The sequence below is a fragment of the Bacillus cereus group sp. BfR-BA-01523 genome, from assembly GCF_022662615.1.
GTDB lineage: Bacteria > Bacillota > Bacilli > Bacillales > Bacillaceae_G > Bacillus_A > Bacillus_A mycoides.
On sequence record NZ_JAKUDX010000005.1, the window covers coordinates 89,262 to 102,265 of the forward strand.

Consider the following 13,004-nt stretch of genomic DNA (forward strand, 5'->3'; position numbering starts at 1 on the left):
GTTTATCACCCCCTTTCACTTTATAAATAGGGTGTAAATGTCATGTTTTGGCGTGAAATTTTTTCTTTTTTTTGGTACTCTTAAAAGACTAAGAGAGGGGTTTTCGGGAGAATGAATCGTAAATGGTTATTTTGGATTCCTGTATTACTATGGATGGGGATTATTTTCTATTCTTCAGCACAGCCATATAAAAAACAGGATATGCGCTCGGATATTGAGCAATATATAAATGTTGAGTTTGTGAAAGATCATTTTTCATGGGTATCTATCGATTATGGGGGAGGTACACCTGTTAGTATCGCAAATAAAGGTGTAGGTGGATTTGTTGAGTTTTTCCTTCGTAAAGGTGCTCATTTTATGGTGTTCTTTATGCTCGGTTCATTGACGTATTATGCTTTTCATCGATCGGGTTATTCGAGAAAAAGGTGCTTTGCATACGCCCTCCTTTTCGTTGCGGGGTATGCAACATTTGATGAAATTCATCAATGGTTTACGGGAGACCGTACACCGATGTGGCAAGATTCATTGCTTGATACGTGCGGCGGGTTAACAGGAATTATAATAAGCAATTGGTTTTGGAATAGAAAAAGGAGCTAATCTCAGTTAGAGATTTGCTCCTTTTTCATTTATCCCGCATTAACTGCCCGTAAAAGCCTTCACTTTATACGCCAAGTAATTCTTTTAGTTCGTCGGTTGATAGTTCGGTCATCCAACTATCGCTTGTAATGACGGCGTTGTTTAATGATTGTTTTCGTTCTAACATTTCATCAATCTTCTCTTCAAGTGTTCCCGTTGTAATAAGCTTATGAACGTGAACGAAGCGTTTTTGACCGATGCGATAAGCACGGTCTGTTGCTTGGTTTTCTACAGCTGGATTCCACCAACGGTCATAGTGAATAACATGGTTGGCGGCAGTTAAGTTTAATCCTGTTCCGCCGGCCTTTAACGATAAGATGAAGATGTCATACGTTCCGTTTTGGAACTGCTCAATCATCTTGTCACGCTCTTTCTTCGGTACGCTCCCGTTTAAGAAGAGGACGCGCTGACCGAATGTTTCTTCTAACATACTTTTTAGCATGTTCCCCATGCCAATGTACTGAGTGAAGATTAAGCAACTTTCATTTTGGTCTTTTATATTTTCGATGAGCTCCATTACCGTTTTTGTTTTCATAGAGCGCTCGACGATATTTTGTGGTTCTTCTTCTTTCAAATAAAGGGCTGGGTGATTACAAATTTGTTTTAGCTTGTTCAGCATAAGTAATATAAACCCGCGTCTTTCAATTCCGCTTAATCCTTCTACATTTTGTAATGTATCTTGAACAAGTTGTTCATATAAGGAAGCTTGTTCGCCAGTTAGTGGACAATAGGCTTTCTGTTCTTGTTTATCTGGTAAGTTTAATGCGACCGTTTGATCTTTCTTCGTACGACGCAGTAAAAATGGCGAGATAAACCGCTGAACTTGCTGGATTTTTCCTTCATCGCGGTCCTTTTCAATCGGTGTGACGAAGCGGCGCTGGAATTGTCCTAAGCTTCCGAGATACCCATGATTGATAAAGTCGAAAATAGACCAAAGCTCAGCAAGTCGGTTTTCCATCGGTGTACCGGTTAAAGCAATTTTGTGATTTGCTTGTAGGTTTCTTACTGCTTTCGACTGTTTCGTATGTGGGTTTTTTATATTTTGCGCTTCGTCTAAAATAACAGCGTCCCAGCATAACGTACTAAGTTCTTCTTCATCAAGCTGAGCTAATGCATAAGAAGTTAATATAACATCTGTTGATTGAAGAAAATCTTTAAATGACTCATCCTTAGATCGGTTACTCCCATAGTGTAACTGAACACGTAAGCTTGGTGCGAAACGCTCAAATTCTTTTTGCCAATTTCCAAGGACTGATGTTGGTGCCACAATTAATGCAGGACCTGTTTGGAGATTGTTTTCTTTAGCGTATAGTAAGTAAGTTATCGTTTGAATACTTTTTCCGAGTCCCATATCATCGGCTAATAACGCTCCAAATCCAAGCTTTCGTAAGTATAGTAACCACTCAACACCGTGTTGTTGATACGGGCGGAGTGTTGCTTGTAGCGAAGATGGTACATCTACTTTTGGAATATCTCCAATGTGTAGAAGTTTTTGGAAAAGCTCTTCGTAATATCCATCTAGCTCGATTTCAATATCGGTAAACGGACTATCGTCTTCTACAATTTCTGTTTCTGCCGTATTAGATAAATGTTGCTGCAACACATCTTTCATTTCAAGTCCATATTTATCGGCACGGTGCATTAGTTTTTTTACTTCTTCAATAAAGGCAGGATCAAGTCTCATCCATTGACCATTTAAATTGAAAAGACGTTTGTTCTGTTCAACGAGTTCGAAAAATTCGCTTTCTGATAAATCAATTCCGTCCGTTGAAATGCGCCAGTCGAAATTAACGAGCGTATTCATGCCGAAGAAAGACTGTGTTTGTGCTGTACTTTGCTTCAGCTGTACACGCAACCTCGGTTTTGTTGCTTTTAAATTTTGCCACCATGATGGTAGTAAAATTGTAATACCTGCTGCCAGTAATTCATTACTTGCTTCGGTTAAGAAGTTCCAAGCTTCCGTTTCAAAGAGTTCTTCTCGGAACTTGTCGTCCTCTTTTAGCCACGGTACGAGCTTACTGAATCCTTCTTGTGTTTCAAGGATACGTTCTTCGTAATCGTGCCATCGTTTTGGTAAGGAATCGATACTTTCATATACATATATGCGATGTGCACCACGTTTTGGTGTAACGATTGTTTCAAGCTTCCACATTTCAAGTTCTTCTTGCGGTTCTTGTAGTCTTAAGCCGACTGTAAATGGAAGGTCATCTTCAATGTAACCAATTTTTCGAAGCCAATCCTCTTCATGTAGTGCTGCTTCCAATTGCCTTTTCGTAAAGTCGTAATGTTCGTATAGTCTCTTTGCATCTTCCCATCCGTCATTTGAGCGAGCATCTTGCAAAATACTTTCGTTCACAGCGGCAGAGAAAAGAGATGCTAACATGTCATCTTCAATTGAGGTATTCTGAACTTTCCAAGATGGCTGCTGAGACCAATGCTTCATGTCAGGTGCGAAGCTGCCGCTGACGAAATCGTCCCATAATTCACTTGCGTCCTTTGTAAGTGCCGTAATAGGACCGTTCATTTGCATATTTGCAAATGAATTCATCGGTTTATTTGCGATGTATTCAAATGCCTGTGCATTCGTTAACATAACGCCTTGTTTTCCCTCATACGTTGCTTCTTTTAAAAACGTTCCGTAGAAAGAAGTAGAGTGCCATGCGAATGCATTTTTTTTCCAAGTTGCTACGGATAAGAGCGTACCGCTATCATCTTCTCCCCAAAGGAACCAACCTTGACTAACGTGCTGGAGCCTAATTGTTACTTCAGTTTGTATGATCATCGATTAATTTTCCTCTCCGTAATTCCTCTTGTAGTGCACGCAGACGTGAATGTAAGTTAGCGATATGAATAATGAAAGCATCCCATTCATCAGTTCGCTTCAGTCGTTTATAAAGCATACGTAATTTCTTTAAGTAACGAACGGCACGTTTATATGATTTGCGATTTCGCTCTTCAATTGCTTCCATTGCGGCATGGTGATAAAGAGGAAGTGCTGCTTCGGGCGCTTCTTTTTCAATATCTTTCAATGGTTCTTTCAAAAGTTCGATTACTTCGAATCCATATAAGAGCTGAAGTTCTGTCCATGCATGGTATTGTTTCTTCGCAAGTACATATTGTTCATAATTTGTGAAACTATACGGTAATAGTTCTTGTAAAATCATTTCTAATCCGGCTTGCTCATTCGTATGCGTTGCATATGTCTCATACATCATCACAAATAATCGAACGATATCTTGTATGAAGACGGTATTTTCTTGTTCCGTTATCGTTTCTTTTACTTGTTTATAAGTAAAGGAAAGCCAATCTTTCCCGCGGTCCCACTCCATCGCACTTAATAACTCTTCTAACCAATAGAAGTAAAGGCTCACAACAGAAGAAGGCTGTTTTTCCAGTAATTCCATTGCCGATACATCTTCACCGTTTAAAAAGAGCAGGTGAGAAGATGCTAATGCTTTGGAAAGTGGATTGATTTTAGTATCGATTCGCTTTTTTTCTTCTTGTAGCTGCTCCTCTGTTCTTAACAGTTCACCCCATACGTGACGATAAATGAAGAATCGCTCTTGTGTATAGGCATCGGTAGAGAAGAATGATTCATGTATGAGCCGCGCTGTTTCTTCTAAAATCGGTTTGGATTCTTCTGGAATCGCCTCTGTTTTTAGGTCCCTAACGGTAGATTCAACTTTATCAACGAATAGGCGAACGACGTTAACTGGTTGGTGATAAGAATATAGTTTGTTTGCTTCAAATTCTTGAATTTCTTCTAATAATTTTTGAAAGCAATAAAGTGCCGCGTGCAACTTAAATAATTCATGAATAGCAACGATGCGCGGAGCTTTCCGTTCTAATTTTGTATAGAAGTCTGTAAAAAGACTCATAAGAAAATACATTTGTTTATAAGTGAGCCGCGCTTGTTCTTTTTTAAATGATTCATATTCATTTTCAAAGTATGTTTGCCAACTTTTATAATCCATTTCTTCAAAAGCTGATGATTGCAATACTTGTCGTGCAGTTCGAATAGGAGGAAGAGAAGGTTTTGTATTATTTTTGAATAAAGTTAATACATCTCCTACTTGCCCAAAACTAGAAGCTGCAGATAGTAACACAGCAAGCATATGCTGACATTGCGTTGGCGCGAAGCAATCGCAATAGCTTTCAGTGACATTACGAATCGGAATGTGAACACTATATACACTGCCTTCAGCATTTACAGTTCCGGATAGCGTATAGCCATCAAAGTCAACGTTATAGACAACACCACTACGATATAGTTGCCGAGCTGTAGCGACATGCTCTTGATCAGCAACTTGCTGTGGATCAAGCCCTTGAACGAACTCATTCGCAATCATCATAATTTCATCTTTCGTAATTGAGTCTTGCAGCATAATATTCCTCCGTACACAGATTTCTTTCCTTTACCATTATAAACAAAAAATGCTCAAAACAGAAAAAATGAAATTTGGATTACAATAATCGGAAATCATGGTAATATATAAAATGTTTATAGGAAGAGAAATAGTCGGAATTAGGTAGTGAAATGAATAAGGAAAGCTGAAGTTACATATTGCGCAGTTGCAAAAAGGACTGCAAGTGTAATGTAGAAAAAACATAAGTTTTATTGTAGCGTATGCCGGAATGAAATTAGTGGGAAATTGGGGGAGAGCATATTGAAGTTTTGTGGAACTTGTAAGAAGCAGGTTGCAGGCCATTTGAACTTTTGTCCTAGGTGCCGCAGTAAATTAGAAGAAATATCGGGCGATACGGCTGCTTCTAGTGAGGAGGTACAATTAGAGACAAGACCAGTGCAAATTAATAAAAATGTATTTTTGATCATTGGTTTCATCGTAATTGTTGCTTTATTATTTGGGGCATATCAATTTGGGGCAAATAAGTTTTCAAAAGAAAAGCAAGTAAATGTAATGATCGAGGCATTACAAAATAAAGATGTTAGTGCAATCGATGAGTTTGTGAAAGTAGATGATCCAGGCCTAAAGGTTAAGCCAGAAGATATTAAAGCATACATACGTTATTTAAAAGATAATCCTTCGTATAATAAGACATTATTGTCCTATTTACAAAAAGAGGAAGTAGATGGAAATTCAGCAAGTGATAAAGCATCTTTTCAAGATGGGACAATTATAGAAGACGGGAAAGAGTGGTTCTTATATCCAAAGTATAAGTTCAGTATGAAATCTTATTACATGAATGTTAGCACAACTGCAAAGAATGCTGAAATATATGTAAATGATAAAAAAGAAACAGAGCTTTCTAGTGGTAAAACTTCGAAAGAATTAGGACCATACTTCCCAGGTGCTTATGTTGTAAAGGCAAAGGCGAAGTCAGAGCTTACTGAATTAGAGACAGAAAAAGAAGTGGATTTAGCAAACGAAAAGAATGGGACAGTAGAAGTGAATTTATCACTTGAAGGAAATTATGTAACCATTTCTTCTGATGAAAAAGAAGCGGCTGTTTTTGTGAACGGTCAAAAGCGTGGGAAATTAAGTAACGGAAGCTATAAACTTGGTCCTGTAGCGACAGATGAAACGATTGAAGTACATTTAGAGAAAAACAGCGACCTTGGTGTCATTAAATCTGAAAGCATCAAAATTGGGGAACAAAGCACATATTATTTAAAGTTCCCGAAAGAAACGTCAAGCTCAGCAGCTGGTGAATTTGTGCGAACACATATTTATGATAATGTGCGCGCGATTTCATTAAATGATTTTAGCATAATTGAAAGTAATTATGATAAGAGCGGGCCATCGTATAAGGAAGACCGTGAATACTTACAATATCTACACAAAAAAGGAATTAAAGAAGATGTATTAACGATGGATATTCGTAATGTAGAACGTCAAAGTGAAACGAAATATAAAGTAACGACATATGAAGAGTATCATATTCGTTACGGTGATGGATCTGTTAAGTTCAAAAGTTTTAATAATGAGCATATCGTTACGGTTAATGGAAATGGCAAGATATTGTACCATTCTCTTGGAGCCAATAATACGCTGAAATCAGAGGAAATATCTGGTCCGACTCGTTAATATAGGAAAGACTATCTCTTGTAATGGAGATAGTCTTTTTTTGTAATTAGGAATGTGTTTGCTTTAATATCGCTTGTACATATGGATCATTTAATATTTGTTCTATGAGCGGTAGCATTTCTTGCTCGAATGGAATATCAATAGGGAATGGCTTTTGAGAGCCTGGTTTTATTCCGTATTGTACGAGTTTGTAATGTGTATTTTCTTCAGACTTGAGCACAATTAATTTATAGCGATTGTCATCGTTTGTTAGTGAGAAGTCAATTGCGATTGCATCATATGTTACATCATCTTTATATATATACGGCTTTGGTGTACCGACCCAGTCTACCTTAGCTTGTAAATTCATGGACGTCACCTCCTTATATGTATTATATAAAAAATAAAAGCCAGCTCTCAATAAAGAGAACCGGCTGTAATTTAGCAGTCATTGGTTATTTTAAAATTTTCACTTTAACAGTTTTGCGTCCCCATTTTTGAGCAGCGCTATCTGATCCAAGTAGGATGTCGATACGGTTACCTTTAATTGCACCGCCAGTATCTCCAGCGATAGCTTCTCCGTAACCTTCTACCCATACTTTAGATCCTAATGGGATTACTTTCGGGTCAACAGCGATCATTTTCATGTTTGGGTTCGCTGTTAAGTCATGACCCATTGCAGTTAATACACGGCCGCCGTATGTGCCACCGTTTTCACTTGGGTGAGCTGTATATGCCGTAGCTACAACTGTTAACTCACGACCACCAGAAGGTGTGCTAGTCTCAGCAGCTTTCACAGCAGGCTTAGCAGCTGGTTTTGCTTGTGCTGCAGGTGCTTGAGCTTTAGCTGGTGCTACAGTTTTAGCAGGAGCAGGTTGTTCTTGTTTCTCGATAACAGGTGCTGTACCTGTTAAGAAAGGAACGTGAACATAAGCTGTTTTCCCGTTATATTCAAATTGTAACCACTCATTTTGTACTTGGTTCGTTGTTTCGATCATATCGTCTTTCTTAAGCGTTCCAAGAATTTCTGAGTTTGTGTTCGCTTCAGCACGTACATTTAATACGTTAGCTGTTACATAGTAAGAGTTCTTTGTAAACTCTGCACTTACGAATGCGTCTTTACCATCTAATTTGATTTGTGACCATCCGTTTTCTGTATTTAGAACATCTAATTTATGACCATTCTGTAATTTACCGACAACTTTTGATTCAGTAGTAGGGTTTTCTCGTACGTTTAGTACGTCTGTTGTTACAACAGTTTCTGCATTAGCAGATGCGGTGAAAATCCCAAGACCAAAAACTGCTGCTGTTGCTATTCCAATTAATTTTTTCATGATAGCCTCCATTGCGTTTGTTTTCGTGTCCTCATTATAGCAACAGATTTTTTCTGATTTTGGGAAAACACACAATTACAAACCATTCGTAATAAGTCGTTAACACTTTGTAATATAGCTAGAATGAGAGGAAAGCGTTTTTCATTCCATATAATTAGTAGGTTTCTAGTTATATTCAAAATATTTAATACAACATATTTTTTTCGGTGTAAATAAAAATATTACAGGGGTGTTACATAATGATTACTATACAGTTACATTCCTTGAGTATTTTCCCGTTTTATGGGTAATATAGTTATATAAACATAAACATCTCGTTTGTGAAGTTATAAACACGCGCTATATACTAGCAAAAAACCGCATAATTGTTACAAGAAGAAAGGGTTGTAAAGAATAAATCTGCCCTTTTTTAAAACTGTAACACATCCTTTTTTGGGAAAATCTCTTCCCATCCGCATTTTTCTCACACAATTTGACAGTAGTATTCCAATCTTGTAGCTCTTGCAGAGTGGAAAGGTTGTACGGAAGGTAAGGCTGTCCATAAGAACTCTAATTGGTGAAGGCAAACTTGAGAGAGCCGAAAAAAAATCACCACAAAAAACTATGGTTTTCTATCCGATTTAACATATCGGAATTTATGATTTTTACAAGAAATGAAACATACGAAGGGGGATTTGATGAGGAAACTGACGAAAACATTTATTGTCTCATTAACATTATGTATTGCATTTACACTTTGGGGGATTATTCCCGAATCTATTATTGGAAAAGGTAGCTTAGGAAATGTAACGACTGTAATTCAAGCTGCGTTAGTTAGTAAGTTTGGATGGTTCTATATTATTTCCGTTTCTATTTTCTTAGGAATTGCTATTTTCTTAATTGTTTCTAAGTACGGTTCGATTCGTTTAGGTAAAGATGATGATGAACCTGATTATAGTTATATGACATGGTTTGCTATGTTATTTAGTGCCGGTATGGGAATCGGTTTGGTTTTCTGGGGTGTCGCAGAACCGATGAACCATTTATACACACCTCCGTTTGGAGAGAGTGCGACTGAAGAGAGTGCACGCCTTGCACTTCGTTTCTCATTTTTCCATTGGGGATTACATCCGTGGGGATTATATGCACTTGTAGCATTATGTATTGCGTATTTTACATTTAGAAAAGGAAGAGCAAGTACAATTAGTGCGGCGGTCGGTCCGCTATTTAAAGGCGGTGAACATGGCCGTATTGCACATATGTTTGATGTTCTAGCTGTATTTGCGACAGTATTTGGTGTGGCGACATCATTAGGACTTGGGGCAAAGCAAATTGCGGGTGGTGTTAGTTATTTAACATCCATTCCAAACTCATTATCGACACAGCTAGTAATCATCGGAATTGTAACTGTTCTTTATATGCTATCTGCGCAAACGGGACTCGATAAAGGAATTAAATATTTAAGTAATGCGAATATTATTTTAGCGTTTGCACTTATGATAATTGTATTATTTGCAGGTCCAACAAACTTTATTATGAATTATTTCACTTCAACAATCGGTTCATACATTCAAGAATTGCCAAGTATGAGTTTCCGTTTAAGTCCATTAAATGAAGGCGGAAATCAATGGATTCAGTCATGGACAATTTTCTACTGGGCATGGTGGATTGCATGGTCACCATTCGTAGGTACGTTTATTGCTCGTGTGTCACGCGGGCGTACAATTCGTGAATTTGTTGTTGGTGTGTTACTCGTACCAACAGTAATTGGTGCGCTTTGGTTCTCTGTTTTCGGAGGAACAGGTATTCACATGGAGCTATTTGATGGTGCAAATATATATGGACAAATTAAAGAAATGGGCACAGAAGTAGGATTGTTTGCTATGTTAGACCAAATGGGTAGTATGGGACCGGCTTTATGTGTGTTAGCCATTTTACTTATTTCAACATTCTTTATTACATCGGCAGACTCTGCTACGTTTGTTCTAGCGATGTTAACGACACATGGTAGCTTAAACCCACCAAATCGTATTAAAATGGTTTGGGGTATTGTTCTAGCGGCGTTAGCTTCGATCTTATTGTATGTCGGAGGATTAGAGGCGCTGCAAACTGCGTCGATTATTGCGGCCTTCCCGTTCGTATTTGTTATTTTCTTTATGATTGCAGCACTATTTAAAGAGTTGCAAAAAGAAGGACGTATGAAACAACATTAATAATAGAAGAAAAAAATTCTGTATATATAAATAGTATTAGGACTGCCGACATTCGGCAGTCCTTTTTCACTGTTCTATACCATTGTAGGAAAAGCATTACTTTGTTGCGGAATACTATAGATATCGGTAATTTAAAAAGAAAAATCGATATAGTTCGACATTATCCGATATTTTACACGTTATATTCATATTTTTGACAAAAATATGTCGGAAATGTGTTGTCACTTTTATGTATATGTGCTATATTATTTCCTGTAAGCGATTTCAAATAGTTTTAAAGCGCATTCAAGGGGGACAACTAGAATAATGAAACGTTACGAAAGAAAGTGGAAGCATATTTGTTTGAAACGTGTGGCACATCGAAATGCCCAAGAAAGCACGGAACCAAAGACTGAAACTCGTAAAGAGCATCAAGAGAAGCAATTGGTTCTACAAAAATAGCAATCACTTTTTCGTATATAAATGAAGGTCGATCGTTCGTTGGGGGATGGACGTGAAATAACTTTCAGCTAAGGGGTATTGTCTGATATATATAGTATTACGGTAAAAAATAAGCATAGAGCATACGGCGCTCTGTGCTTATTTTTTAATGAAATCTATTTTTCTTTTTTAAATCGTACTGTTTTATCCCAACCAATTACTTGTTTCTTGCTCTTTGCACGTAAGTAAAGAATGAGACTGCGAATAAACAAATACGTAAAGAGCTGTGCGTACGTAAAGTACATAATGACGCTTATGAAAATATTGGTCGGTGTAAAGGTTCGTTCGACGCTCTGAGCACTAAATAATTGAGAAACATATGTAATATATGCGACATACCACATAAATAGTAATGGAATGCTATATTGAATTTGGAATATGCCGAGCAGTCCAATTATAAACCAAACGTTTGAAATGATTAGGAATAGCCAAAATACGACATACACTAAAACTTGTTGTAAGGAATGGACGAGAAGTTTCCCTTTAAAAAAGCTTAATGAAGAAAACATTTTTTCTAAAATGTATAAGTTTCCTTGAAGCCAACGTGTCCGCTGTTTTATAAGGATTTTTAAATGTTCAGGTTCTTGTTCCCATGTAATCGATTCTGGGACGATTGGTAAGAGATAGCCCTTTTGGGTAATTCTTAATGTTAATTCAGCATCCTCTGCAATTGCATAAGGATCATAGCCGCCAAGTTCTTCTAATGCGGAACGACGAAGAAGCATGTTTGTTCCGGTCAGTGAACCTGTTTGGAATAATAGCCAGCGTCCAGATTGCATAAGGAGCTGGAAAATCTGAAATTCTAATGAAATCATTCGTGTAAGCCAGTTTCTTTTCTCATTTACTGTACGAACGTGTCCAACTGCTCCAACGGCATCCTTTGTTGTTTCAGCATGTTCTACGAGCATTCGCAGTGCATGTGGTTCAGGTTGATTATCTGCATCGTAAACACAGAAATATTCACCATCCGAAATGCTAAGGCCGTAGTTTAATACACGCGATTTTCCTTTCGGTTCGCCAGGTGGTACACGAATGTGATGAATATGAGCATAAGCTTTGTCGAAATCATCGCCAATTTCAGGTGTTTCATCTTGAGAGTTATCGTTTAATAAATAAACGTTTAGTTTGCCTGGGTATTCAATCTTTGCCATTGCTTCTAATGTATCTTTAATAACAACCCCTTCATTATGGGCAGGTATTAAAATATCTACACTTGGATAATGTTCTAGCGTACGATCTTTTCGTTTACTATTTCGATGAATTAAGCCTGCGAGTGTTAAGAGAGAGTAGTAAACGAGTAGGCCTGAGAATAGAAAGGCCGTAAAAATAAGTACATATTTGATTGAAAATGTGATGCTAATCCAAAATACGAGTACGCAGAACAGAAGGAATAAAAGGAGTATAACGAGTGTCATCATAATAATGTCTGTCCTTTTGTCGTGATTTGTTCTCGTTTTATTTTAATGTCTTGAATTGCTTCAGCAGCAAGCCATTGCTCCATTTTTGGATGTAGACGGTTCATTACAATGTCAGCACCGGCTTCATTTGTATTTTGTAATAAAATGACTAATGTGTTGCTGTCATATTCAGCAGCAAGGTCAAAGTCGGCTCTGACTGTATCAACTAACAATGAAGCTACACGATCCATGACACTTTCCTTCGTATATTTACTAAAGGAAGTGAAATCAAAGAAAATGATAATGCCTGTTTCATTACGACGATTCATCGCAGTTGTTAATAAAGCTTGTCGTCTTTCGAATTCTTGTCTTGTTAATAATTTTGATTCTCCAATGTATTGCTCAAGCACTCTTACCCGTTCAGTTAACTCTTTATTTTTAAGGATAACCTTTTTTAATAGATGGGTTGAAATATAAACAATGAAGAAGTTAGCTGCCATCAGGAAGTGGGTAATAATATATTCCCATTGATCTGATGTACTCCATAAGTGAAGCCACGCTTGATAAAATAAATAGAATACTGAAATGATTGTTCCCAGTATGAAGAAAATAAATGCTGTTTTATCAGGTAAAAATAGGAATAATACATTTATGATGACATATATAATTGTAAAAATGAGCGCGTGCTCATATTTCGTCACATGTACAGTAGTAAAATAAAATAAAATTTGTAAAATCCACATAGAGAGGACTTTATAGGACTTATCTTTCACGAAACTTTCCTCCTTAAAAATAATTCGTGCTGGATATTTGTAGTATGCACAATTATTAAGAAATGACCATGTAGCTGGAAGTTTTTTGGGGCGAGATACATCAAGTAGTATCCCTCTTTTATAAGAAAAAATAAACAGACATACTAATTATTGTAACATATCATCT

At 37.2% G+C, this 13,004-nt stretch carries 10 protein-coding genes; 4 read left to right on the forward strand and 6 right to left on the reverse strand.

The window, feature by feature from the left end; genetic code table 11:
* Positions 1-111 precede the first annotated feature (111 nt).
* Positions 112-597 (forward strand): VanZ family protein, encoded by a 486-nt coding sequence (locus MR066_RS15160; RefSeq protein WP_088031765.1) that lies wholly within the window; start codon positions 112-114, stop codon positions 595-597.
* A 64-nt stretch (positions 598-661) separates the two neighbouring features.
* On the opposite strand, the gene MR066_RS15165 is transcribed toward MR066_RS15160, so the two are convergent.
* Together MR066_RS15165 and MR066_RS15170 are read right to left on the reverse strand one after the other, a co-directional pair.
* The gene (locus tag MR066_RS15165) at positions 662-3,418 is read right to left on the reverse strand and encodes a DEAD/DEAH box helicase (protein ID WP_242247607.1); all 2,757 of its coding nucleotides are present in this window, start codon (positions 3,416-3,418) and stop codon (positions 662-664) included.
* The gene (locus MR066_RS15170; RefSeq protein ID WP_002129991.1) at positions 3,402-5,021 is read right to left on the reverse strand and encodes an SWIM zinc finger family protein; all 1,620 of its coding nucleotides are present in this window, start codon (positions 5,019-5,021) and stop codon (positions 3,402-3,404) included. Before MR066_RS15170 ends, MR066_RS15165 begins: the two co-directional genes overlap by 17 nt.
* Before the next feature lie 282 nt (positions 5,022-5,303).
* Between MR066_RS15170 and MR066_RS15175 the strand changes: the two genes are divergently transcribed.
* A complete protein-coding gene (locus tag MR066_RS15175) occupies positions 5,304-6,683 on the forward strand; it encodes a zinc ribbon domain-containing protein (protein WP_242247608.1) in 1,380 nt (459 codons plus the stop codon).
* A 46-nt stretch (positions 6,684-6,729) separates the two neighbouring features.
* On the opposite strand, the gene MR066_RS15180 is transcribed toward MR066_RS15175, so the two are convergent.
* Positions 6,730-7,032: a DUF3910 family protein gene (locus MR066_RS15180; RefSeq protein ID WP_242247609.1), complete on the reverse strand. Its 303-nt coding sequence runs from the start codon at positions 7,030-7,032 to the stop codon at positions 6,730-6,732.
* Positions 7,033-7,117: 85 nt separating this feature from the next.
* Positions 7,118-7,996 (reverse strand): cell wall-binding protein EntA, encoded by an 879-nt coding sequence (locus MR066_RS15185; RefSeq protein WP_002167369.1) that lies wholly within the window; start codon positions 7,994-7,996, stop codon positions 7,118-7,120.
* Between the two features lie 677 nt (positions 7,997-8,673).
* Here MR066_RS15185 and opuD point away from each other — a divergent pair.
* The gene (gene opuD / locus MR066_RS15190; protein WP_002166438.1) at positions 8,674-10,188 is read left to right on the forward strand and encodes a glycine betaine transporter OpuD; all 1,515 of its coding nucleotides are present in this window, start codon (positions 8,674-8,676) and stop codon (positions 10,186-10,188) included.
* 306 nt (positions 10,189-10,494) lie between these two features.
* On the forward strand, positions 10,495-10,629 hold the full coding sequence (locus tag MR066_RS27215) for a hypothetical protein (protein ID WP_002068447.1): 135 nt from the start codon (positions 10,495-10,497) through the stop codon (positions 10,627-10,629).
* A gap of 155 nt (positions 10,630-10,784) precedes the next feature.
* Here MR066_RS27215 and MR066_RS15195 read toward each other — a convergent pair whose 3' ends face one another.
* Both MR066_RS15195 and MR066_RS15200 read right to left on the reverse strand, forming a co-directional pair.
* Complete coding sequence (locus MR066_RS15195) at positions 10,785-12,086, reverse strand: glycosyltransferase family 2 protein (protein ID WP_002129979.1); 1,302 nt, start codon at positions 12,084-12,086, stop codon at positions 10,785-10,787.
* The gene (locus tag MR066_RS15200; protein WP_012262004.1) at positions 12,083-12,838 is read right to left on the reverse strand and encodes a diguanylate cyclase domain-containing protein; all 756 of its coding nucleotides are present in this window, start codon (positions 12,836-12,838) and stop codon (positions 12,083-12,085) included. Before MR066_RS15200 ends, MR066_RS15195 begins: the two co-directional genes overlap by 4 nt.
* Positions 12,839-13,004: the final 166 nt, after the last annotated feature.